At 70.3% G+C, this 23619-nt stretch carries 21 protein-coding genes and 2 pseudogenes; 14 read left to right on the top strand and 9 right to left on the bottom strand.

Translation table 11 applies throughout. From position 1 onward, the window contains the following. Nucleotides 1–4: 4 nt before the first annotated feature. Nucleotides 5–889 (top strand): class I fructose-bisphosphate aldolase, encoded by an 885-nt coding sequence (locus OHA72_RS56740; RefSeq protein ID WP_327002187.1) that lies wholly within the window; start codon nucleotides 5–7, stop codon nucleotides 887–889. A gap of 77 nt (nucleotides 890–966) precedes the next feature. On the opposite strand, the gene OHA72_RS56735 is transcribed toward OHA72_RS56740, so the two are convergent. From OHA72_RS56735 to OHA72_RS56725, 3 genes are all read right to left on the bottom strand, one after another. Continuing rightward, entirely contained in the window at nucleotides 967–1848 is an 882-nt protein-coding gene (locus tag OHA72_RS56735; RefSeq protein WP_327004403.1) for a universal stress protein, read from the bottom strand. 19 nt (nucleotides 1849–1867) lie between these two features. Further along, nucleotides 1868–3064 (bottom strand): ABC transporter ATP-binding protein, encoded by a 1197-nt coding sequence (locus tag OHA72_RS56730; RefSeq protein WP_327004402.1) that lies wholly within the window; start codon nucleotides 3062–3064, stop codon nucleotides 1868–1870. A 210-nt stretch (nucleotides 3065–3274) separates the two neighbouring features. Continuing rightward, nucleotides 3275–3700, bottom strand: a complete 426-nt coding sequence (locus tag OHA72_RS56725) for an Hsp20/alpha crystallin family protein (RefSeq protein WP_327004401.1) — start codon at nucleotides 3698–3700, stop codon at nucleotides 3275–3277. 206 nt (nucleotides 3701–3906) lie between these two features. Here OHA72_RS56725 and OHA72_RS56720 point away from each other — a divergent pair, with 206 nt between their 5' ends. Beyond that, the gene (locus OHA72_RS56720; RefSeq protein WP_327004400.1) at nucleotides 3907–4794 is read left to right on the top strand and encodes a universal stress protein; all 888 of its coding nucleotides are present in this window, start codon (nucleotides 3907–3909) and stop codon (nucleotides 4792–4794) included. A gap of 189 nt (nucleotides 4795–4983) precedes the next feature. Further along, entirely contained in the window at nucleotides 4984–5160 is a 177-nt protein-coding gene (locus OHA72_RS56715) for a DUF1918 domain-containing protein (RefSeq protein ID WP_327004399.1), read from the top strand. Nucleotides 5161–5168: 8 nt separating this feature from the next. Here the strand turns inward: OHA72_RS56715 and OHA72_RS56710 are convergent, their stop codons facing one another. From OHA72_RS56710 to OHA72_RS56695, 4 genes and pseudogenes are all read right to left on the bottom strand, one after another. Then, nucleotides 5169–6125, bottom strand: coding sequence for an Acg family FMN-binding oxidoreductase (locus OHA72_RS56710; protein WP_327004398.1), 957 nt, complete (start codon nucleotides 6123–6125; stop codon nucleotides 5169–5171). Continuing rightward, nucleotides 6122–7042, bottom strand: a complete 921-nt coding sequence (locus OHA72_RS56705) for a universal stress protein (RefSeq protein WP_327004397.1) — start codon at nucleotides 7040–7042, stop codon at nucleotides 6122–6124. The genes OHA72_RS56710 and OHA72_RS56705 overlap by 4 nt, the downstream gene beginning before the upstream one ends. 263 nt (nucleotides 7043–7305) lie before the next feature. After that, on the bottom strand, nucleotides 7306–7713 hold the full coding sequence (locus OHA72_RS56700) for a response regulator (protein WP_327004396.1): 408 nt from the start codon (nucleotides 7711–7713) through the stop codon (nucleotides 7306–7308). Between the two features lie 239 nt (nucleotides 7714–7952). Beyond that, nucleotides 7953–8294 (bottom strand): annotated as a pseudogene (locus tag OHA72_RS56695) (PAS domain S-box protein); the annotation flags it as partial. Between the two features lie 455 nt (nucleotides 8295–8749). On the opposite strand from OHA72_RS56695, the gene OHA72_RS56690 reads away from it, so the two are divergent. The 3 genes from OHA72_RS56690 (at nucleotide 8750) to OHA72_RS56680 (ending at nucleotide 10889) form a co-directional block, all read left to right on the top strand. Then, nucleotides 8750–9694: a hypothetical protein gene (locus OHA72_RS56690; protein ID WP_327004395.1), complete on the top strand. Its 945-nt coding sequence runs from the start codon at nucleotides 8750–8752 to the stop codon at nucleotides 9692–9694. Between the two features lie 292 nt (nucleotides 9695–9986). Beyond that, on the top strand, nucleotides 9987–10388 hold the full coding sequence (locus tag OHA72_RS56685; RefSeq protein ID WP_327004394.1) for a pyridoxamine 5'-phosphate oxidase family protein: 402 nt from the start codon (nucleotides 9987–9989) through the stop codon (nucleotides 10386–10388). Nucleotides 10389–10748: 360 nt separating this feature from the next. Then, the gene (locus OHA72_RS56680) at nucleotides 10749–10889 is read left to right on the top strand and encodes a hypothetical protein (protein ID WP_327004393.1); all 141 of its coding nucleotides are present in this window, start codon (nucleotides 10749–10751) and stop codon (nucleotides 10887–10889) included. 138 nt (nucleotides 10890–11027) lie between these two features. On the opposite strand, the gene OHA72_RS56675 is transcribed toward OHA72_RS56680, so the two are convergent. Then, nucleotides 11028–11795 (bottom strand): phosphorylase family protein, encoded by a 768-nt coding sequence (locus OHA72_RS56675; RefSeq protein WP_327011863.1) that lies wholly within the window; start codon nucleotides 11793–11795, stop codon nucleotides 11028–11030. A 284-nt stretch (nucleotides 11796–12079) separates the two neighbouring features. Further along, nucleotides 12080–12251 (bottom strand): annotated as a pseudogene (locus tag OHA72_RS56670) (ArsR/SmtB family transcription factor); the annotation flags it as partial. Between the two features lie 199 nt (nucleotides 12252–12450). On the opposite strand from OHA72_RS56670, the gene OHA72_RS56665 reads away from it, so the two are divergent. The 8 genes from OHA72_RS56665 to OHA72_RS56630 all read left to right on the top strand — a co-directional run bounded on the left by OHA72_RS56665 (nucleotide 12451) and on the right by OHA72_RS56630 (nucleotide 23541). Continuing rightward, nucleotides 12451–13140: a CBS domain-containing protein gene (locus tag OHA72_RS56665; protein ID WP_327004392.1), complete on the top strand. Its 690-nt coding sequence runs from the start codon at nucleotides 12451–12453 to the stop codon at nucleotides 13138–13140. 51 nt (nucleotides 13141–13191) lie between these two features. Continuing rightward, nucleotides 13192–14085, top strand: coding sequence for a universal stress protein (locus tag OHA72_RS56660; RefSeq protein WP_327004391.1), 894 nt, complete (start codon nucleotides 13192–13194; stop codon nucleotides 14083–14085). 639 nt (nucleotides 14086–14724) lie between these two features. Then, nucleotides 14725–17382 (top strand): bifunctional acetaldehyde-CoA/alcohol dehydrogenase, encoded by a 2658-nt coding sequence (gene adhE / locus OHA72_RS56655; RefSeq protein WP_327004390.1) that lies wholly within the window; start codon nucleotides 14725–14727, stop codon nucleotides 17380–17382. Between the two features lie 122 nt (nucleotides 17383–17504). Next, nucleotides 17505–18440 (top strand): thiamine pyrophosphate-dependent dehydrogenase E1 component subunit alpha, encoded by a 936-nt coding sequence (locus tag OHA72_RS56650; protein WP_327004389.1) that lies wholly within the window; start codon nucleotides 17505–17507, stop codon nucleotides 18438–18440. After that, the gene (locus OHA72_RS56645) at nucleotides 18437–18772 is read left to right on the top strand and encodes a transketolase C-terminal domain-containing protein (RefSeq protein ID WP_327004388.1); all 336 of its coding nucleotides are present in this window, start codon (nucleotides 18437–18439) and stop codon (nucleotides 18770–18772) included. Before OHA72_RS56650 ends, OHA72_RS56645 begins: the two co-directional genes overlap by 4 nt. Continuing rightward, nucleotides 18765–19943, top strand: a complete 1179-nt coding sequence (locus OHA72_RS56640; protein WP_327004387.1) for a 2-oxo acid dehydrogenase subunit E2 — start codon at nucleotides 18765–18767, stop codon at nucleotides 19941–19943. Before OHA72_RS56645 ends, OHA72_RS56640 begins: the two co-directional genes overlap by 8 nt. 68 nt (nucleotides 19944–20011) lie before the next feature. Beyond that, on the top strand, nucleotides 20012–20995 hold the full coding sequence (locus OHA72_RS56635) for an Acg family FMN-binding oxidoreductase (protein WP_327004386.1): 984 nt from the start codon (nucleotides 20012–20014) through the stop codon (nucleotides 20993–20995). Nucleotides 20996–21120: 125 nt separating this feature from the next. Further along, nucleotides 21121–23541, top strand: a complete 2421-nt coding sequence (locus tag OHA72_RS56630; protein ID WP_442788444.1) for a phosphoketolase family protein — start codon at nucleotides 21121–21123, stop codon at nucleotides 23539–23541. Nucleotides 23542–23619 lie beyond the last annotated feature (78 nt).

Genomic DNA, 23619 nt, shown 5'->3' with positions numbered 1-23619 from the left:
CGACATGACTACCGCACTACGTGACCTGGGGCTGAGCACGGGCAAGAAGGCGCGCCTGCACCGGATCCTGTACCAGCACGGCTCGCGCAACGGCACCGCGCTGTTCCTGCCCTACGACCAGGGGCTGGAACACGGCCCCCGCGACTTCTTCGCCAACCCCTCGGCCGGCTCACCGTCCTACATCCTGCGGCTGGCCGTTGAGGGCGGGTTCAACGGCATCGCCGTGCAGATCGGCCTGGCGGAGAAGTTCTACTGGGAGTACGCCGGGGAGGTCCCGCTCATCCTCAAGCTCAACGGCAAGACCGACATCCCGTCCGACGAGGCGGCGCTGTCGCCGTTGAACGCGCAGGTCGAGGAGGCGGTCCGGCTCGGCGCGGACGCCGTCGGCTACACGCTGTACGTCGGCACCCCCGCGCAGGACCGCGACCTGGAGCAGTACCTGAGCGTCCGGCGCGCCGCCCAGCGTCTCGGGATGCCGCTCATCGTGTGGGCCTACCCCCGGGGTGCGGCGATCGAGGCGAAGGGCGGCAAGGACTCCTTCTACGCCGTCGACTACGCCGCGCGGGTCGCCAGCGAGCTCGGCGCGGACATCGTGAAGGTCAACTTCCCGCACCCGGAGAAGCGCGACGGGGTCAAGAAGCCCTACGAGGGCACCTTCACCAGTCAGGAGGCGATCGACGGCGTGGTCAGGTCCGCCAACCGGACCCTCGTGCTCATCTCCGGCGGCGAGAAGGCCGGCGACGAGGCGATGCTCGACAAGGCCAGGCAGTCGATGCAGGCGGGTGCCACCGGCCTCATCTTCGGCCGGAACATCTGGCAGCGCGAGCACGGCGAGTCGCTGAAGTTCGCCGCCCGGTTGCGTGAGGTCCTTGACGAGCATCCACGCTGATCATGTACCGGCGCGCCGGAGCCCTGCGAGGAACTCCGGCGCGAGCGCGTCGAGCGGGCAGGCGGTGTCAGCCGGTCTCATGCGGTGTCGTCGGGAACGATCTCCACGACACCGTCGGCGTGCTCGGCGAATGCTCTGCTCACCGAGCCCAGCCGGAGCACCGCGGGCAGCCTGCGGCCGTGCCGCCCGAGGACCAGCAGCCGGGCGCCCGCCGCGGCTCGGCGCAGCCCCGTCACCGGTTCACCGCCGTACACCGCGCGTTTCACGGCGACTGAGGGGTGCCGTGTGAGCAGTGGCTCGACCTGCTCGGCCAGTGTTTCCAGCGATGCTGGCACCGTGGCGAAGTGCGTCTCGAGGAAGCGGTCGTCGAACCAGAAGTCGCCGCCGGGACGGCGGCCGTCGACCTCGACCACGACCAGCGGCACGTGGTGCAGCTCAGCGTGGGCGAACCCGGCGCGCAGCGCGGCCGCGGCCGCGGTGGACCCGTCGGCGCCGACGACGACGTGACCGGCGAACGGGCCACGTCCGACCGCCGGGCGCACGACGACGACCGGGCATGACGCCTGTGCGGCGAGCCGTGTGGGCACCGCGTGGTGCAGCGGATCGCCGCCGTCGTGGCCGCCGACGACGAGCAGGTCCACCCGCCGGGAAAGGTCAAGCAGCGCTTCCGCCGTGTCACCGGCCGGAAGCTCGACGAACGAGCGGCTGTGGAGGCGTTGCCGCGCGGCGCGGAGCTGTCGCGCCAGCACCGGTCGGCGCAGTTCGAGGTCGACGAGATCGGTCGCGGCGACGTGTGGGTGCCCGTCGTTGCCGGCGTGGCAGATCGTCAGCGTCGCGCTGCGTGCGGCTGTTTCCTCGACCGCCCAAGCCAGCGCGGCGCGGCCACCCGGCGTACCCGCGAACCCGACCCCGATCCGGTCGGCCGGCGCTTGCCGCGCCGGCCGTTGTGGCGTTCCCATGACCGTCCTCCGTCCCTGGTCACGATGCCAGCGCCGGCAGCGGATCACCGGCCGGCAGGTCACCGGTCGCCGGTCGGAGCGAGACACCGAAGGTCGAGTCGAAGAAGTGCGCTCCGGCGAGGTCGACGCCGAGCACGACGCTGTCGCCGACCCGGATGTCACACCGTCCACGGATCTTGGCATTCCACAGCGGCGCCACCTCGCCGCCGCGCGGGTCGACGGGGTCGAATGCGGGCATGCCGTCCGGCGGGGTGAACAGCACGTGGCTCTCATGCCCGAGCGCCTCCACGCCGGCGGCGGTCACCTCGATGCTCGGCATGCCGGTCGGTGCCGGCCAGACGAAGGCGTCGGGTCGCAGCCCGAGTGTGACGGCGCCACCTGCGCCGGCGTCGGCGAGGTCTGGCTGCCGGTGCGCCAGGTCGCCGTCGACCGGCCAGCGCAGCGGCCCGGCGGCGAGCACCCGCGGAGTGCCCGGCAGCAGCCGCGCGGGCGTGAAGTTCATGCTGGGGGAGCCGATGAACCCGGCGACGAAGACGTTCGCCGGTCGTTCGTACAGTTCGTGCGGCGTGCCGATCTGCTGCAGTCGGCCGTGGTCGACAACGGCGATCCGGTCGCCGAGCGTCATCGCCTCGATCTGGTCGTGGGTCACGTAGACGGTGGTGCTCGCGTGCTGGCCGTGCAGCCGGCGCAGTTCGGCCCGCATGGACACCCGCAGCTTCGCGTCGAGATTGGACAGCGGCTCGTCCATCAGGAACACCCGGGGATGGCGCACGATCGCCCGGCCCATGGCGACCCGCTGCCGCTGGCCGCCGGACAGCGCCTTGGGCTTGCGGTCGAGGAACTCGTCCAACTCCAGCATCCGCGACGTCTCCAGGACGAGGCGGTCGCGGTCCTCCCGCGGCACCTTGCGCAACCGCAGCGCGAACCCGAGGTTCTCTGCGACGCTCATGTGCGGGTAGAGGGCGTAGTTCTGGAACACCATCGCGATGTCGCGGAGCTTCGGCGGCAGGCCGTTGACCACTGCACCACCGATCGACACCGTCCCGGAGGTCTCCTCCTCCAGGCCGGCGATGATGCGCAGGATCGTGGACTTGCCGCAACCGGACGGTCCGACCAGGACGAGAAACTCACCGTCGAGCACGCGGAGCGACACGTCGTCGACTGCCGGTACCGCACCGAACAGCTTGCTCACATGGTTGAGCTCCACCTCGGCCATCGCCGTCGACCTCCTCCGTCGTGCCGCGAGCGCCGTCCGGACCCGGAGGCCTCATCTCCACCATCCCGCCGGACGGGCGCAGACGGTCAGGGCAAAGGTCCCGCCAGACACGGCCAAGCGGCCCGACGGCGCTGGGGGAAGCGCTGCGCCGCTACTACGGCACGGCACGGTTCGGGCCCCGGTCAGGTGCCGGGGCCCGGGCGGGTTCGCTCAGCTGGTCTTCTTCACGGGCTTGCCGGTGTCGACGGCGACCGGGATGTGCCGGCCGACGGGGTGCGCCTCGCCGACCGCGACGGTGATCTCGAGGATGCCGTCCTTGTACACCGCGGACAGCGTCTCGTCCTTGGCGCCGGGGGGCAGCGGGATCGCGCGGTGGAACGTGCCGTACCGGAACTCGGAGTGCCCCTTGTCCCGCTGGGACTCCATCCGGGTGACGGCCAGACGCAGCGTCCCGTCGGCGTAGGTGATGTCGACGTCCTTGGCGGGGTCGATGCCCGGCAGTTCCGCCCGCACCGTGTAGCGGTCCTCGTCGAGGTCGTCCTCGATCCGGATCGCCGGCTCCGTGAACGGGAACCAGGACGGGCCGTTGAGATCGAACGACATGAGCGGGGTGGCGCGCAGTCTGGTGGTCAGCATGATTGCCCTCCTTCTCCTCCTGTTCCAGCAGAGCACGCCGCGGTCGGTGGCAGGCAGGGCATTGGACCCGCCGGGGCGGATCGAAGGACCTGACCTTGCCGTCCTGCGCCGGCAGACCCGAACCGGCCGGTCCGGGACCTTCGGCCCTGCTGGAACGGCCACGACCGGGCAAGGCTGATGATGGGAGACAGCAGAGGAGGCTTGTGATGGCGAACACGAACCTGCCCGTGGTCGTCGGTGTCGACGGTGCGGTCGGCGGCATGGGAGCCGTCGTCGTCGCCGCAGCCGAGGCAGCGGAACGGCACAGGCCGCTGCGGATCGTCCACGTCGTCGACCGCGCGGATCCGGCTTTGGCGGGGGTTCCCATCCCGCCGGTCCGGCAGCCGCCGGACCCGAGGCGTGTGCTCAGTGACGCCGCCGGCGTCGCGTCCGAACAACGACCCGGTCTGCTGGTCGACACCCAGGTCAGGTACGGGCCGCCGGCGATCACGCTGCTCGGCATCTCGGCCGAGGCATGTCTTCTGGTGGTCGGCAGCCGCGGCCTCGGTGGGTTCGCAGGCCTGCTGCTCGGATCCACCAGTTCACAGGTCGCGTCCCACGCCCGCTGCCCCGTCATGATCGTCCGCGGCGTGCCCGAACCAGGCGGGGAGGTGCTCGCCGCAGTCGACGCGTTGCAACCGGCGGACACGGTGCTGAGCTTCGCGTTCCGTGAGGCAGCGCTGCGGGCGGTGCCACTACGAGCGCTGTTCGGCTGGACCACGCTGCGCCATCACCCACACGGCGACCCGTTCCGGCCGTTCGTCGACGACTTCGAGGCCGGACGGGAGGAGGCGCAGCGTGCCCTCGCCGAGGTCCTCGCGGGCTGGTCCGCGCAGTTCCCGACCGTCAAAGTCCTGGCGGACGTCGAGCACACCCTCGATGTGGCCCGGACCCTCGTTGAAGCGTCGGCGTCCGCCGGTCTCGTCATCGTCGGCTCACACCGTCGCAGCGACCTGCACGGGGTGCTTCTGGGCTCGGCGGCGTACGCGTTGGCCCATCGCAGCGAGTGCCCGGTCGCAGTGGTGCATCCGGACGACCGGCAGCACGACGTCTGACACCGGGCTGACAACCACGAGAGCCATCCGGTCCAACGACCGGGCGGGCGGCTTTGTACGGGCCCTGCCACCTGCGCACGATTTGACGAAACACCAGGCCCCGGCGGTGACCACCGGCGGGCAACGAGTGCAGGAGGAACAGCCATGCAGGCGAATGTCGGAGACAGGCTTATCGTCGAGGGTAACCGGGTGGGCGACGGCCGGCGGGTCGGTGTCATCACCGAGGTCAACCACAGCGACCACACGCCGCCGTACACGGTCCGGTGGCTCGACAACGGACACGAGGCGCTCGTCTTCCCCGGGCCCGACGCCCACGTGCAGCCCAAAGCCGTCGACGAAGAGGCCACCGGCCGGCCGGTGGCCTGAGGAGGCGCTCACACCGTCGTCATCTCCGACCAGTCCCTTCGCGGGCTCCCCGGCACGGGCATGCCGTAGCCGATTCGCAGGATCATCTGCGGGAACCACGGATCCGCCGGGTCGGCGATCGCCCGTCGCAGCCGCGGGATCTCCAGCACCTGGGTCATCGGCTGGGCGGACAGGCCCCGCACCGTGGCGGTGAGCAGGACCCGTTGCATCGCCTGACCCGCCCGCACCCGCGCAGCACGGTTGTCGGCGCGGCTGCTCAACACGACCAGCTGCGGATGCGGCTCGAACCGTCCGGCGGGACGGTCGGGCCGGGCCGACACCAGGCCGAAGTCGCGTAACGGCAGCCGGCCTTCCTCGTCGCGTGGACCGATGAGCTCCGCGGGTATCCCGTCGAGGCGGTAGGGGTCTGCGGCCGTCCAGGTCGCAAGCTCGCGCCGGTAGGCCGGGTCGCGGCGCTGTGCCGCGTCCGCCGTCGCCATGAGTGCCAGCAGTGCGTCGCGTCGTACCCGGTCCAGTGCTGTCAGCTCGGCGCCCTCTGCGGCAGCCGCGGCCCGCAACTCATCGAGAATGCGGGCCGGGACGACGGCCCGCGCGAAGGGTCCGCGGTTCGTGTGCCGCCGGAACAGTGCCGTGCCGAGCATTTGCAGGCCGGGCCCCGGTCTGCCGGGGCGACCGGGTTCGACCCTGGCGACGGTCAGGCCGTCGGCGGGGAACGGCCGCAACACCGGCAGCCGCCCGTCCAGCGCGATGGCGAGGCGAAGGTTGAAGACGCAGGCCCCGACGCTGAGCAGCATCGAGCGGTGGTCGCGGTCGATGACCCGCAGCCTGCGGGCGGGGTCGACGCGCACATCGATGCCACCGTCGTGGACGTTGAAGTGCCAGGGCTGGGTGTTGTGGATCGACGGTGCGGCTACCGCTGCACCGAGCCAGGTACCGGTGGTTTCGTCGTCCGGTCGCAGGGTCATCGCCGGTCACCTCCAGCCTTTAGCGACATGTGTTCCGCCCGCCCAGGGACCTCCTGGGGCACGATCAGGACCGGGCGGTGGGCGTGGTGCAGGGCGGCCATCGCGACGCTGCCGAGCAGGATCTCCCGGGCGGTCGAACGTCCCCTCGAACCGACGACCAGCAGCGCCGCCGCATTGTCCCGGGCGCATCCGGCGAGCGCCTCGGCAACCGTCCGGCCGTGGGGCCCGTGACCGGGCCGGACCCGCACCGGGACCACGCTCCGGCCGCCGCCCGGGGAGAGACCGGCGGTGGCATGCTCGACCCCGCCTCGGCGCACCGATGCCAGCAGCAGGTCCCGATCTGGCAGGAGCCGGTTCGCCGCCACGAGCGCGGCCTCCGAACCGGGTGATCCGTCCCAACCGACCACCACCGGGCCGGCCTGCAGGGCAGCGTGCTCACACCTGAACAGCGGATACGGCAGGATCAGGACCGGTTTCGGGCTGTGGCGCACAAGTGCGCCGGAGACACCGCCGAGCACCGCCGTGACGGTGGGGACACTGCTGAGGCCACGAGTGCCGACCAGCACCACATCCGGATCCATCGCCTGAGCGAGCTGTGCCAGCCCGTAGCCCCGCGCACCGTCCACCGGTTGGACCAGCGTCTCGGCGTCCCAGCCGGCTGCCCGGGCGAGCGTCACTCCGGTCGTGGCCAGCTGATCGGCACGCCACGCACCCTCCCGCCGGACGGCGTCGACGAACGCGTCAAGGAGACCGGGGTCGCTCCACAGGCGCTTGCGCAGTTGGCCGTCGGCGAACGGCGGCTGCCATAGATGGGCGACCCACGCGTGGGCGTCGGGGATCAGCAGCGGCCCGGCGGTCATGGCGGCGTTGGCGGCCGCGGAACCGTCATACCCCACGATGATGCGTCGCGTCACCATGGACCGCCTCCTGAATGTCGGGCGCCGGAATGGCCAGCATTCAGCGTCGTCGCTGCGACGTCCGGTGGGCAGGAGGCATTGGACTCATGATGTCGTGCCGTTGGGCCCCTGCCGTTGCACACGGTGGCTCACCACGCCGAGGATCAGTGCGGCTGCTTCAGCGCGTGGGAGCTGGGTCGGCGGGCGCAGCCGTCGTCAGGCGCGTGGCGCTCGGGTGCGTGACGGTCGCTGCGGATCTCGGCATGCAGGGTCAGGCGGTTCAGTCAGACCGTGCTGCGTGCGGCCCGGATGCGATCGAGCAGAGTGCCCTCGGAGAACGCCTTCTCCACGAGCATGACGCCGGGGTCGAGCGTTCCTTGGGAGGCGAGCGCTGGTTGGGCGTAGCCGGACATGTACAGCACCCGGATGTCGGGGTACCGGTCGCAGAGCGTCGTGGCGAGTTCCTTGTCGAGCATGTGCGGCATGATGACGTCGGTGAGGAGCAGGTGGATGGCCTGACCGCTGTGTTCGGCGAGCTTGAGCGCTTCCGGTCCGCTGTCCGCGGTCAGGACGTGGTAGCCGTTTTGGGTGAGGATACGGCGGATGACTTCCCGGAGTGCGGCCTCATCCTCGACGACGAGGACCGTCTCTCCGCCGTGGCTGTAGGCTGTGGTGGAGGTGGTCTCTTCCACCTGAACAGGTTGCTGGTCGGTGGCCGGGAGATATGCGCTGAACGCCGTTCTCGCACCGGGGCTGGACTGGATCTCAGCGCCACCCCACCGGCGGGCTGACCCAGACTTTCCAGGCGCTGGGACTGATGCAGCTGCGATTCGAGCCGCTCCCGCTCGGCGGCGGCTTTGAGCCGCTCGCGTTCGGCCTGGGCCTCCAGCCGGTCGGAGATGTCCCGGATGGCGGCTGAGACCATCGGGCCGTCCTCAGTGTCCAGCGCGGACAAGCTGATCTCCGCGGGGAACTCGCTGCCGTCCTTACGCCGGGCGGCCAGTTGCATGCCCGCGCCCATCGGCCGGGGCTGGGGCTGGCTGAAGTAGCCCGTACGATGCGCCAGGTGTACTGCGCGGGCCCGTTCGGGAACGAGGATCTCGATGGGTTGACCGAGCAGTTCATCGCGTTGATAGCCGAACAGCCGCTCGACCTGGGAGTTGGCGAGCGCGATGGCGCCGTCGGTGATGACGCCGATGATGGCATCGGGGGCGGCCTCGAGCAGGCCGCGAAACTTTGCCTCGGCGCGGATGCGGTCACTGGCATCTCGCACTGCGGCGACCACCAGCGGCCCGTTGGCAGTGTCAATCGATGACAGTGAGATCTCGGCGGGGAAGTGGCTGCCGTCTTCGCGTCGTCCGCCCAGGGGGTGCCCCGGCGCCCATCGGCCGCGGACGGGCGTCGTTGAGGTACCGCTGTCGGTGCCCGGGACGGGCGTGGTGAACGTTCTCCGGCACCAGCAACTCGATCGGTGACCCAGCAGTTCCCCCCGGCCATAGCGGCAAAACAGCTGAGAAGGTGCTAATAGCACATCAGTCTGACATTTCCGTGTTTGGTCAAACCTACCGCGCCTGGGACGACGACGGGCCGGTCGGCGCCCCTGCGAGTGACTTTGGCCCTGCCGCACGCCTGCGGTATCGGTCAGGGTTGGAACGGCACCTGTCTACCTCTGAGGAGCAGTCAGTCATGGTCTTACCGCGGCGCCCCGTGGGTCGGCGATCCCGCCTGATGGCTGCGGCACAGCGGCGCCGCCGGCAACGGGAAGGCCGGCGCGCGCTGTCTGCCGTTGGGGAGCCGGTTCGTTCGCGCCCGGTGCCGGGCGGTCGTCTGGGGCAGGGGCTGTCTGTCCGGTTACCGAGGCGCTGGTGCCTGCTGTCGCATTCCGCCGCCGCTCTTGCCGCAGCGGGCGGCATCGCCGGGCTGCTGGCCGGGGACCTGATCTACGGCGGGGAGACCGCCGTCCTGGCCGACGCGGCGATGGCTCAAGATGCAGTGAATCTGGTGCTGCTCGCACCGCTGCTCGTCCTGCTCGGGACGGCAGCGGTGCGCGGGTCACCGGGCGCATACCTTGTCTGGTTGGGATGCCTCTGGTTCGCTGTGTACAACTACGCGATCTATGCGTTCTCCGTGCACTTCGGTCCGCTGTTCCTGCTGTGGCTCGCGGTGCTCGGACTGTCGACGTTTGCGGTCGTCGGGGGGACGTCGAGTCTGCGCGTCGCCGCGATCGAGGCACGGTACGCGGGTCGACGGATGCCGGTGGTCGGGTGGCTGCTCATCGTCGTCGCCACGTTGTTCGCCGCGCTCTGGCTCCGCGAGATTGTCGCAGACCTGCTTGCGGGTGGTATGTCGCGCAGCGCGAGCGACTGGAAGGTGCCGACGAACCCGGTGCACGTGCTCGACCTGGCGGTGTTCCTGCCCGGCGTCGCCACTACCGGGGTCCTGTTGCTGCGCCGGCATCCGCTCGGGTATGCCACAGCGCCCGGCCAGCTGGTCTTCCTCGCGTTGACCTGCGTACCGATCATGGTCACGCCGCTGGTAGCGCACCTGCGCGGTCACGAACCTGGTTGGTTAGTCGTGATTCCGGTCGGCGTCGTGCTCGCCGCGGCCGTGATCGCGTTGCTGCGGACCTTGCGAGGTATGGCGCTGGCGCCGACCGCGCCCGCAGTGCGCTGAAGGGCCACCTCGGTCGGCCCGCGTAGGACTAACACCGTCTCCGTCCACCAGATCCGACAGGTCACCGGAAGTCGCGCCACGCTCGTTGAACGGAGCGCCGCGCAGACTGCAGGACGGCAGCAGGGCCGAACGGCACCGGTCTCGGCGTACCAAGGACCCCTGCGGAACGGTCGCCGGGTGGTTGCCGGTATCAGAGGAAAAGGTCCTGCCGACACAGGCCGTCGTGCCCTGGCCCGGGACCGGTCCGCCGGAGCAGAGTTCACCGCATTGAAAAGGGGGAACGATGGCGTCGATGCGACCATTGGGCCGCGACCGCTGTCTGGAACTGCTGGCCTCCGTGCCGGTCGGCCGGGTGGTGTTCAGCATGCGAGCGCTGCCGGCGATCAGGCCTGTGAATCACCTCGTCGACGGCAACACCATCGTCATCCGCAGCAACCTGGGCGGGGCGCTGGCGTCCGCGGCCACCCAGAGCGGCGCGGTCGTGGTGGCATACGAGGCCGACACGTTCGACCTGGAGGCCCAGACGGGTTGGACGGTGGTCGTCACCGGCGCCGCGAGGCTGATCCTCGACGCCGCCCTGCAGGCACGGTACGAGCAGTTGCTGCGTCCCTGGGTCGACGAGCCGATGAACTGTGTGATCGGCATCGACTGTGACCTGGTCACCGGCTACGAGTTGAGTCCGGTCACGGTCTGACCCAGCCGTTGATCGGGTATCGGACGGCGAGCGCGCGTGGCGATTGTTCGATTCGGGCACGTAAGTCCTGACTAATCAGGACTCTGGCCCATTCGCAGTGACGGGCGCCGACCTCAACCGACATCAGGAGTTGTCAGCATGGCCCTGCTGGCACCGCGATCGATACTGCAGTCATCGCCTTCCATCTGCCCGGCATCGTCTGCAGGTCTGGACCGCATACCTGCACGCCGAGCGCGAGACGGCACCAATCCTTGAGGAGTTGCGGGACACTGCCGAGGTCACGGCGAGTGTCCGCATCGCCGGTGTGTGGCCGGGGCACCTGGTACTGCGGGCCGCCCGGTCGGCGCGACTATAACCGCGGTGGTCATGATGGACCTTGCGCCTGGAGCGGCCAGTTGCGACGACATCAAGGACACTGCGGGCGAGTTCATGAACGTCGTCTTCGGAACGTCAAAGAGCCTGTTGCCGCAGCCCGGTTTCGTGTCGTTGCCGCAGTGGTGATCGGCCGCGCCAGCGCTGACGCCGTTCAGGGATCTCGGAAGGCTTCGTCTGTCCCAGCCGGCACGCGTCGAACCTGCGCTCAGCGGAGCAGAGTGACCTGCACTTTGACGGAGGCGTCCTGCTTGCTGGGCAGCTGTATCAGCGTAAGCACCGCCCGCCGGCCTTTTCCGGTTCGGACGCAGAACTTGTTCCCACTTCTGCATGCCTACCTTCGATCGCGGCCGTCGGGAAAACGGTGAGGCCGCGGCATTGCGACATGGTTTCTGTCGACGGCAGCGTCGCGAGCATTTCGGACTTGACCCGCCGACGGGTCATCTCGGGCACGTACATCATCCAATTCACGAGCTCGGTGTCGAGCCCACTCCGGTACAGGTCCCGATCAAGGTCGGCGGGTTCGTTCTCAGCGGTGCCGAAGTTCTTCAGCGGTGATTCGTCGGGATCTACATCGATGTCATATGCAAACCCGCCCGTCAATGAAAGATCGAACGGGTAGTAGACCTCGCTGCCTTGAGCGCCTCTGTCCCGAAACTGGTCCAGTGTCACCGGAATCGCGGCTGCTGCCGCAAGGACGACGGCAGCGGTGACAGCGGCCGGTACCGATCGGAGTACGTTGGGCCGGACCGCTGCCGACGGTCCTGTTGACGGTGCATGGTTGTCCGCGACCTGTGGGGCCGGCCGCGCCTGCTCCAGCAGCGCGTACAACACCTCGGCCGCGCAGCGGGCAGCCAAGGTCTTGTACCGGTCGTCCTTACCCATTCCAGCGTGGTCCATCACTCCCTTGACGACCAGCCAGGGAATGGCGCGGCGGTGGGCGATCGTGGCGATTGTCGCGGCTTCCATCTCCACCGCCGTGATGTTGCGTACGCCTTGGGCGGCGAGTTGCTGCCAGATCCGGCCGTCGCCCATGACTGCGCTGCCGGAGGCCATCGGGCCGACCCTCACGTCGAACGGCAGCTTCGCCGGGCCGTCGACGTCGTCGTACAACCGGCGACGGACCAGCCGGGTGCCCGCCTCCGTCGGCCCGACCTGACCGTCCGAATCCCGGACGATCATTCCGGCGGCCTCGAACCGGGCGAGCCTGGGTGCCCAGGTCCCGGCCGGGAAATACCGGGCGCGCGCAGCGTCGCTTCGCGGCTCCTGCCCCTGGTTGAGTCGCTCCAGCAACCACAGCATCGCTTCGTTGTCGGTGGCCGGAGCACCGCAAGCTGCTGTGATATGCCCCGGTGCCTCGATGCCGATGTCGGCCAGCAGGTCGCGCACCGGCTTCGGCCCGTCCTGCAGGAGCTCCAGTACCCGGATACGGACTGGATGGCCCAGCGTGCGGAACAGTTCGGCCTTCGCCTGATACAGCGGCACGGACATGCTCCTCCACCTCTTTCCCCGATCGTGTGGCCCACGACCTGCTGACGAGCAGTTGCGCATATCTGCAGCTCGGGAAGCTGAGAGAAATCTGGCCGACGGGTCGTGTGCCCGGGATCAGGGACTTTCGGCCCGTGCGCCGCTTCGGTCTCGGGGCCAGGGTGAAAGGCAAGCCGAATGCCCCATGGAAGGGAGCAGGTCGATGAGCTCGCTGTTGGTACGTGATGTGATGAGCACCGGCGTGGTCACGGTCGCACCCGATCTCGGGTACAAGCAGATCGTCGACCTCCTCATCGAGTTCGGGGTCAGCGCCGCGCCGGTCGTCGACGACCGCCGCCGCGTGCTCGGCGTGGTGTCCGAGGCGGACCTGCTGCACAAGGTCGAGTTCAACGGCGCCGAGGTCCACGCCAGGCTCTTCGAACGTCGGCGCTTGCGCTTGGCGAAGGAGAAGGCGTCCGGTGAGACGGCCGCAGCGCTGATGACGGCCCCAGCGGTCACGGTGAAGGCGACGGCGACCCTCACCGACGCGGCCAAGCTCCTGGAGCACCGCAATGTGAAGCGGCTCCCTGTCGTGGACGACGCTGGCAACCTGGTCGGCATCGTCTCGCGGCGGGACCTGCTGCGCCGGTACCTGCGCACCGACGACGCCATCCGCGGCGACGTCATCGAGTCCGTCCTTCGCGGGATCATGTGGATCGACCCGATTGAGGTCGACGTCACCGTCGCGGACGGGCACGTCACCCTCACCGGGAGGATCGATCGGCGCAGCAGCGCCCAGATCGTGGTCCGGCTGATCCGAGGGCTCGACGGTGTCGTCGGCGTCACCGACGACGCCCTCACCTGGGGCTTCGACGACACGACAACCCGGCTCAGCCACACCTTCGACGCCTGACCGGCCACCGACGACCAGGGTTTCTGCTGTTCCGATCTGACGGAGGACGACATGTCATCACGGATCAGGATCGTCGCGGGGTTCGACGGTTCCGTGGATTCCTGGGCGGCGGCCCGCTTCGCCGTCGTGGAAGCGGCCGTGGGCGGCGGCCTGGTCCGGCTGGTGCATTCGCTCCTCGACCGGGTTGCGTACGCCACCCTGCTGCCGCCCGATCTGACCGCCGACTGTGAGGCAGAGGCGATCCGGCTGCTCGACATGGCCCGCGCCGAACTGCTCCAGGCGAGTCCGGGCGTTGACGTGCAGAGCACGATTGTGCAGCGGGCGCCAGGTGCCGCGCTGGTCCGAGTCTCCCGCTCGGCCGACCTCATCGTGCTCGGCAGGCACGGTCACGGCCGGGCCCCGGCCGGGGATGGGTTTCAGCGCGTGCACATCGGCACGGTGGCGTCGCATGTGATGGCATACGCGTCGTGCCCCGTGGTCGTCGTGGGTACCGTGGGCGAGGACGCGCTGCGACGTCCGGTCGTGCTGGGACTCGACGCGGCAGCGCCTTCGCCGACGGCGATCTCCTACGCCTTCGAGGCGGCCCAGCGCCGCGGCACCAGTATCCGGGTGTGCTACATCAGCAAGCCCGCCGGCCGCACCGAGGACCCGCACGAGGATGCCGACGCGCGGCTGCAGCTCAGCCAGGCTCTGGCCAGCTGGCGCGCGGCGTTCGCCGACGTTCCTGTCGCGCTGGACGTCTTGCACGGGGTCGACCCCGCGGCGCGCCTTCTCGACGCGGCCGCGGACGCTTCACTCGTCGTCGTGGGAGCCAGGGAACGCGCCGGGGAGCCGCGCATCGGCTTCGGCGCGGTGCCAGAGACCTTGGTCCGCAATGCGGTGTGTCCGGTCGCTGTCGTCCGGACCCAACGGCAGGCGATCCCGCGTCCGGCCGTCGTCGGCTGAATCGGCAAGCCCCGACGACAGCCATCATGCGTCATCCTTGCCACCGCGGCCAGCAGGCACGGCTCGACGACGAAGATCGCCGCCGACCTCGGCGCGACCCTCGCTGAGTGCGGGCTGGACGCACACCGCCGCTATCGACGACGTGACGGCCCTCAACGCCTGCCGCGTCGTCGTCCTGCGCAGCGCCGGCTATGCCGGGCGCTGGCTGCGGCCAGTTCGTACAGTTCGCAGGCCGGCACGGTGCGGCGCTGATCGCGGCGGTGTGGCTGTTCTCCAGCGGACCGATCGGCACATCGCCGATCCCGGCCGAGGGCGCGGTCGGCCTCAGACCTGGCTACCGCGGTCCGAGCGGTGGGGCACCGCACGCTTGCCGGCGCGCTGTGCGGCACGACTCAGCTCCCCGAGCGGCGCTGGCAACGTTGCTGCGGGTGCCGCACGTCGACTTCGCGACACGGAGGACGTCTGGGGCTGGGTATACGGCATCGCCGCAGCATTGGTTGCCGTCGCCGCGCGAGCGCCGATGCGGGACCTTGGTCATTCGTTGCCGGGCCTTCGGGCACTGTGCCCGATGCCGGGACCGTCAAAGGATGAAGACGTGGACCGGACCGGTCCGTGCCGCCCACGGAGTTGAAGGATGTGATGACGGTGGCCGGGACCCTCGCTCCGTCGATCGCCGAACAGTTCGACGTGCCCGTCGAAGGCACAGTACCGGCGGTCGACCGTCTGGTGACCAAGGGACTGAAGGCGCTGGACGCCTACGCCGCGTTGAGCCAGGAGCAGATCGACCACATCGTGAAGAAGGCCTCCGTCGCGGCGCTCAGCCAGCACGGCCGCCTCGCCGAGCTGGCGATCGAGGAGACCGGCCGCGGCGTGTTCGAGGACAAGGCGGTCAAGAACGTCTTCGCCTCCGAGCACATCGCGCACAGCCTCGCCGGGCTGCGCACCGTCGGGATCGTCTCGCGCGACGAGATCAACGGCATCGTCGAGATCGCCGAGCCGGTCGGCGTCGTGTGCGCTGTCACGCCGGTGACCAACCCGACGTCGACCACGATCTTCAAGGCATTGATCGCGCTGAAGACCCGCAACCCGGTGGTGTTCGCGTTCCACCCGGCCGCGCAGCGGTGCAGCGCCGAGGCCGCGCGGGTCGTCCGCGACGCCGCGATCGCCGCCGGCGCCCCACGCGACTGCGTGCAGTGGGTCGAGGCGCCGTCGATCGAGGCGACGCAGACGCTCATGCAGCATCCCGGGGTGGCCGTCATCCTCGCCACCGGCGGCGCTGGGATGGTCCGCGCCGCCTACTCGGCCGGCAAGCCGGCGCTCGGTGTGGGGCCCGGCAACGTCCCCGCGTACATCGAGCGCAGCGCCGACGTGGTGCGGGCGGTGCACGACATCGTGGTCTCCAAGACCTTCGACCACGGCATGATCTGCGCGTCCGAGCAGGCCGTCATCCTCGACGAGGCCATCGCCGAGCAGGCCGTGGCCCAGTTCGAGCGGCTGCACGCCCACGTGGCGACCCCGCACGAGAAGCAGCTGCTGGAGCAGTTCATCTTCGGCGCCGTGGCGGGCAGCAACTGCGCCGGCGCGAAGCTCAACCCGGACGTGGTGGGCCGCTCCGCGGCCTGGATCGCGGCCGGTGCCGGCTTCGAGGTCCCCGCCGGCACGTCGGTCATCCTGGTGCCCGTCGACGGCGTCGGCCCGCACGAGCCGCTGACCCGGGAGAAGCTGTGCCCGGTCCTCGCCATGCTGCGGGCAGGCTCGCAGGAGGAGGGGTTCCGCCTCGCCGAGCAGATGGTCGAGCTCGACGGGCTCGGGCACAGCGCGGTCATCCACACCGCCGACGCAGCGACCGCGGAGGCCTACGGCCAGCGGGTCAAGGCGGTCCGGATCATCTGGAACTCGCCCTCCTCGCAGGGCGGCATCGGCGACGTCTACAACGCCTTCCTGCCGTCGCTGACGCTCGGCTGCGGCAGCTACGGCCGCAACTCGGTGTCCGGCAACGTGTCCGCGGTCAACCTGCTCAACATCAAGCGGATCGGGCGTCGTACCAACAACCTGCAATGGTTCAAGATCCCGCCGAAGGTCTATTTCGAGCCTAACGCCATCCGGTACCTCTCCGACATGCCCGACGTGCACCGCGTCACCGTCGTCACCGACGCGACGATGACCCGGCTCGGCTACGTCGACCGCATCCGCGGCGTCCTGCGCGGCAGCGTCAACCCGGTCACCGTGCAGATCCTCGACAACGTCGAGCCGGAGCCGACGATGGCGACAGTGGAACGCGGCGCGGAGCTCATGCGCTCGTTCCGGCCCGACACGATCATCGCGTTGGGCGGGGGCTCGCCGATGGACGCGGCCAAGGTGATGTGGCTGCTGTACGAGAATCCGGGCGTGGAGTTCACCGACATGCGGGAGAAGTTCTTCGACATCCGCAAGCGGGCCTTCACGTTCCCGACCCTGGGCCGGCTCGCCCGCCTCGTCTGCATCCCGACGACGTCCGGTACCGGCGCGGAGATCACCCCGTTCGCCGTCATCACCGACACCAAGACCGGCATGAAGTACCCGCTCGCCGACTACGCGCTCACCCCGAGCGTCGCGATCATCGACCCGGTCCTGACCGCCGACCTGCCGCCGAACGTCACCGCGGACAGCGGCTTCGACGCCCTGACCCACGCCACCGAGGCGTTCGTCTCCGTGTACGCCAACGACTACACCGACGGCCTGGCCCTGCACGCGATCAAACTGATCTTCGAGCACCTGCCCGCCGCCGTCCACCACGGCCGCAGCGACCCCGTCGCGCGGGAGAAGATGCACAACGCCGGAACGATCGCCGGCATGGCCTTCGGCAACGCGTTCCTCGGCATGGTGCACGCCCTGGCGCACACCCTCGGCGCGACGTTCCACATCGCGCACGGGCGCACCAACGCGATCCTGCTGCCGCACGTGATCCGGCACAACGGCCAGGTGCCGGCGAAGCTGACCGCGTGGCCGAAGTACGAGCGGTACGTCGCCCCCGAACGGTTCCAGCAGATCGCGCAGGCGCTCGGGCTGCCGGCCCGCACGCCGGAGGAGGGCGTCGAGTCCTACGCCGCCGCCGTGGAGCGGCTGCGCGCAGAGGTCGGCATCGAGCCGTCGTTCCAGGCCGCCGGCGTCGACGAGCAGACGTTCCTCGACGCGCTGCCGCAGCAGGCGATGAACGCCTACCTCGACCAGTGCGCCCCGGCGAACCCGAGGATGCCCATGCTCGAGGACCTCCGCGAGATCATGCGGACCGCCTACTACGGCACCACCCGGTCATGAGCCCGGGGCGGTGGTGAACCCCACGCCGAAGGTCCCTGCCGGGCCGGGACCTTCGGCTCTCGGCGGCGTCGACCGACAGCCATAGCGTCGGTCCGGCACCTTCCGATCCTGATTGGACCGACATGACGCTGACCGCAGACACGCCCGTGCGTCAGGACAGCGGGTTGACCCGCTTGGCGGACGAGGACCTCACCACACTGCTGGTCATCAGGCACTTCGAGACGCGGCTGCTGCAGTTGTTCGACGCCGGCCGGCTCGACGGCACCACCCACACCTGCCTCGGCCAGGAGTACGTGCCGGTCGCGCTGCGCCCACTGCTCGAGGCCGACGACTGCATCGTCAGCAACCATCGCGGACACGGCCACTACCTGGCCAGGTTCGACGATCCAGCCGGTCTGCTGGCCGAGATCATGGGCCGGGCCGGTGCGATCTGCAACGGCGTCGGCGGCAGCCAGCACCTCTACCGGGAGGGGTTCCTGTCCAGCGGGGTGCAGGGCCAGACGCTGCCGATCGCCGCCGGGATCGCGCTGCAGCACAGGCTGTCCGGTCGCCACGCGCTCGTCGCCGTCTTCATGGGTGACGGCACGTGGGGTGAGGGTGCGGTGTACGAGGCGCTCAACATGGCGGCCCTGTGGCGGCTGCCGTTGCTCATCCTGGTGGAACACAACGGGATCGCGCAGTCGACGCCGACGCCGATGCACTTGGCGGGCAGCATCGCCGGGCGGGCCGCCGCCTTCAGGGTGGAGCACCAGCTCGTCGACACCACGGACGTCAACACGATCCGGGCGCAGTTGCGCACCGCCGTCAGCCGGGTCCGTGACCTGCCCATGCCGCTTGTCGTGGAGTTCCGCACCACGCGGCTCGGCCCGCACAGCAAAGGCGACGACGCGCGGCCCGCCGAGGCCGTGGCAGCCGCCCGTGCCCGTGACTGGTGCACCGGCTACGAGGACCGTTTCCCGGAGCAGTTCGCGGCGTCGGACCGCGCAGCACGGGACCGGATCGACGCCGTGGTCACCGATGTGCAGCAGCGGCCGCTCGCGACGTGGAGCGGGCGATGACGGCGGCGCCGGCCCGGACCGAGCGGGTCTCGGAGCTGGCCTGCCAGGTCGTCGTGCCCTTTCAGCTGCATCCGTTCGACGTGGCACCGTTGCTGGACCTCGCCGCCGGGGCGGAGCAGGTCACGGTCGCGGAGGAAAGCACCCCGGGCGGCACGTGGGGCGACGAGGTCGCCGCGGACCTGCATGAGCGTGCCTGGGGACGGCTGCGCCGGCCGGTGCTGCGGCTGACCTCGCTGGACAGTGTCATCCCCGCCGCCGTGCACCTCGAGCGGCGGGTGCTGCTGCAGGACACGACGATCCACGACCAGATCAAGGAGGCCGTCGGTGCGTGAGATCCGCCTGCCGAAACTCAACAGCAACGATGTCGCCTACACGCTCTTCGAGTGGTACTGCGCGGACGGCGACCCTGTCACCGAGGGCACGGCCGTGGCGCTCGTGGAGACGTCCAAGACCGCCGAGGACCTGATCGCCCCGGCCGATGGCATCCTGCACCGCACCGTCGACGCCCCGGCGGAATGCACACCCGGTGACCTCGTCGCGTACCTCTTCGAGTCCGACGCCGAACGGACGGTGTTCCTCGCCGCGCCGCCGCGTGACAACGCGACCGGCGCCGCGACCGGCGCCGCGACCGGCGCCGCGGCCAGCGATCCCGGGCTGATCGTGACCGCGCCGGCCCGTGCGCTGATCGAGCAGGCGGGTGTGGACCCCGCCCGCCTGAGCGGCCTCGGCAGGACGGTGATCAGGCGCAGCGACGTGCTGGCGCTCCTCACCGACGCGCACGCCCCCGCCGGCACCAGCCATCCGCTGTCCAGGCAGCAGCGCGCCGTCGCCGACGTCGTCACCCGGTCCCACATGTCGATCCCCGCGGCGTACACGGCGATCCGCGTCGACGCCACCCGGGTGGCCGCGCTGCGCAGGGAGCTGCAGGCGGCCGGACAGCGACCGGTCGGCGTGGTCGAGCTGCTCGTCAAGGCCGTGGCAGGGCTCCGCGACCGGTATCCGCTGTGCTTCGGCGCCTACCAGGACGACGCGACGGTCCTCGTGCCCGACGGTGCCCACGTCGCCGTCACCGTCGACACCGGCGCGGGGCTGTACCTGCCGGTCGTGCGGCACGCCGGCGAGTTGACGCACGCACAGGTCGGTGACGTCCTGGCGGCGTTCTCCGGCAAGGCACGGCACGGTGCCTTCCGCGCCGACGAGCTCACCGGCGCAAACATCGGCCTCTCACTGACCAACTACACCGACGTGCTGCTCACCCAGCCGATCATTCCGCCCGGCACCACCTGCATGCTCGCGTTGTCCGGCACCCACCGCGACGCCGTCGCCGGTGCCGGCGGCACTGTCGTGACGCGCACCTGGTTCTCGTTGGGCCTCGCGTACGACCACCGCGTCGTCAACGGCCGCGACGCCGTCGTCTTCCTCCGCGACGTCAAACACGCGCTGGAACGTGCCCCGACGACCTCGCCGGCCCTGAGCGGGGCCATCGGGCCCACGAAGGTGTGACCATCGGCCCTGCTGCCGGGTCCGCGTACACGCGATCGTTGATGTGAGCCACTGATAGGGAGGCCGTCATGACACAGCACCTGCGAGCCGAGATCGACCAGGTCGCCGAGGCCTCGATCGCGGCGCTGCGCGCACCGTCGATCCTGAACACGCAGCCGTGGCGGTGGCGGCTGGCCGGTAACCACGCCGAGTTGTGGGCAGACCGGTCCCGCCGGCTGGACGGTCTCGACCCTGACGGCAGGCTGCTGCTGCTCAGTTGCGGCACCGCCCTGCACCACGCGACGGTAGCGCTGCTGGCCGCCGGCTTCGACGCCGACATCGCCCGGCTGCCCGACCCCGCCCGGCCCGACCTGGTCGCCCGGGTCCGCCAGGGCAGCGCGTGCGCGGCGGACGATCTGCTGTACCGGGCGATCTATCAGCGGCGCACCGACCGTCGCCCGTTCGGCGATGAGCGGCCCTCCGACGCGGTCCTGGACGAGCTGCGCGCCGCCGCCGAGCGGCACGGCGTCCACCTGCACGTGGTCCGCGCCGACCAGGTGACCGCGTTCGCGTCGGCGGTCGCGCACGCCGGCGACGTCGAACACGGCGACCTCCGCTTCCGCGAGGACCTGCTCGCCTGGACGACCCGGACCCGCGAGGAACGCGACGGCGTCTCGGCCCGCAGCACCGTCCCGCCCACGCAGCGCACGATCGCTCCACGGGACTTCGACCTGGCCCGGCCGGCCGCCCTCGCCCCCGGCACCGGCACCGACCGCGGCACCGTCTACGTCGTCCTCATCGTCGACGCCGAAGAGCCCGCGAACTGGGTCGCCGCAGGGGAGGCGCTCTCCGACGTCTGGCTCACGCTCACCGCCAGAGGGCTCGCCGCCTCGCCGATCAGCGAGGTCGTCGAGGTCCTCCCCGCCCGTGTGGCGCTGCAGCGGCTGCTCGGCGGCGTGGGACACCCGGCGATCGCCATGCGCATCGGCACCCCCGTCGACGGCATCGAACCGGTTCCGCCGACCATCCGGCGCTCCGGCACCGACACCGTCGGCTCACCCGGGCAGCCGTGATGTTCCTGATGATCCGAGCCGCACACCTCATCCGGGTGGCGTAGCCTCGGGTCCGTATGCCCGGGATGGACTGCTGACCGCACGACCAGAGCCTGAACAGGCATGTATCCGAGAGAGGACGTCCGGTGACCGCTGTCGCGGACCGCACCACCGACGAGAACCTCACCAGCGCGCTCGGCCGGCCAAGCGACGACGAGGTCGCGCAACTGGACGCGTGGTGGCGGGCGAACAATTACCTGACGATCGGCCAGATCTACCTGCAGGGCAACCCGCTGCTGCGCCGCCCGCTCGAACCGGGTGACATCAAACCCCGGCTGCTCGGGCACTGGGGCACCAGCCCCGGCCTGTCGCTGATCTACGCCCACGTGTCACGGCTGATCCGCCTGACCGGCCAGGAGGCGATCTACCTCGCCGGTCCCGGCCACGGCGGCCCCGCCCTGGTGGCGGCCGGCTATCTCGAAGGTACTTACAGCGAGGTCTACCCCGACGTGTCGCAGGACGAGGAGGGCGTGCTGCGGCTGTTCCGGCAGTTCTCCAGCCCTGGTGGTATCCCGAGCCACGTCTCCGTGACCACGCCGGGCTCCATCCACGAGGGCGGCGAGCTCGGCTACGTCCTGGTCCACGCGTTCGGCTCGGCGATGGACAACCCCGACCTGCTCACCGTCGCGGTCGTCGGCGACGGCGAGGCCGAGACCGGCCCCCTGGAGGGCTCCTGGAAGGGCATCTCGTTCCTGAACCCGGCCCGCGACGGCGCCGTCCTGCCGATCCTGCACCTCAACGACGCGAAGATCGCCGGGCCGACCGTCCTGGGGCGCAAGGACCCGGCCGAGGTCCGCTCGCTGCTGGAAGGCCACGGCTACGAGGTGCTCGAGGTCGGCGGCTCCGACCTGCCCGGCATGCACCACCGCTTCGCAGCCACCCTCGCCGAGGCATGGGGGAAGATCCGGGCGATCCAGCGCTCCGCCCGCGGCGGCGACTGGGACGGCAAACGCCCGCACTGGCCGATGATCATCCTGCGGTCGCCGAAAGGCTGGACCGGCCCCGACAAGGTCGACGGCATCCAGGTCACCGGCACGTGGCGGTCCCATCAGGTGCCGCTGTCCGGGGTGAAGGACAACCCGGAGCACCTGGCGCTGCTGGAGCGGTGGCTGCGCTCCTACCAGCCCGAGGAGCTCTTCGACGCCACCGGCGCGCCGGTTCCACTCGTGCGCGGCCTCGCCCCCGACGGTGACCTGCGGATGAGCGCCAGCCCGCACGCCAACGGCGGCCTGCTCACCCGCGACCTCGACCTGCCCGACTTCCGCGGCTACGCCGTCGAGGTGAAGACGCCGGGCGCCGCCCACGCGGAGTCGACCCGACGGCTGGGGGAGATGCTGCGCGACGTGTACAGCGGCAACCCGGACCGGTTCCGGCTGTTCTGCCCCGACGAGACCAACAGCAACCGGCTCGGCGCCGTCTTCGAGGTCTCCGACCGGGCGTTCATGGAACGGGTCACCGACACCGACGTCGCGCTGAGCCGCGACGGGCGGGTCATGGAGGTGCTGTCGGAGCACAACTGCCACGGCTGGCTGGAGGGCTACAACCTCACCGGGCGGCACGGCATGTTCGCCACCTACGAGGCGTTCGCGATGGTGTCCGCGTCGCAGACCGTCCAGCACGGCAAATGGCTGCAGGAGGCGAAACGCCTCGACTGGCGGGCGAAGGTTCCCAGCCTCAACGTGCTGCTCACCTCCACCGCGTGGCGCAACGACCACAACGGCTTCTCCCACCAGGGCCCCGGCCTCATCCAGGTCGTGCTCACCCAGCGCGGCGACGTCGCCCGCGTCTATCTGCCGCCGGACGCCAACACCCTGCTGTCCGTCGCCGACCACTGCCTGCGGTCCCGCTCGTACATCAACCTCATCGTCATCGACAAGCAACCCCAGCTGCAGTGGCTGAGCATGGACGAGGCCGTGGAGCACTGCGCGCAGGGCGCCGGGATCTGGGACTGGGCCGGCACCGACGACGGCAGCACCGACCCCGACATCGTCCTGGCGTGCGCCGGCGACGTCGTGACCATGGAGACCGTCGCCGCGGCCCAGATCCTGCGGGAGCGGCTGCCGAAGCTCAAGGTGCGCGTCGTCAACGTCGTGGACCTCATGACGCTGCCACGGCCGAAGGACCACCCGCACGGGATGAGCCCGACCCGGTTCACGGAGCTGTTCACCGACCGTGTCGACGTCGTCTTCGCCTTCCACGGCTACCCGGGCGCGATCCACCAGCTCGTGCACGGCCGGCCGGACGCCGACCGGTTCCGGGTCCGCGGCTTCATCGAGGAAGGCACCACCACGACCCCGTTCGACATGACGGTCCGCAACCGCGCGTCGCGCTACCACCTCGTGATGGACGCCATCAACAACGCCAAGCGGCTGCCCCGTGGCGCCGCGGAGCTCAAGGCGTGGTGCGAGCAGAAACTCGCCGAGCACGAGGCGTACGTGGTGGAGCACCTCGAAGACATGCCCGAGGTGCGCGACTGGACCCTCGGCGACTGGGCACAGCAGGGATGACCACGGCAACCGAGGCGCTGGCCCGGGCGGCGGACACCGCCCGGCTGGCGCCGTCCGTGCACAACACCCAGCCGTGGC

This window comes from Dactylosporangium sp. NBC_01737 (assembly GCF_035963215.1).
In the GTDB taxonomy this organism is placed as follows: Bacteria; Actinomycetota; Actinomycetes; order Mycobacteriales; family Micromonosporaceae; genus Dactylosporangium.
The sequence above is the reverse complement of the archived record's forward strand: the minus strand, read 5'-3'. Positions and strand labels throughout refer to the sequence as shown.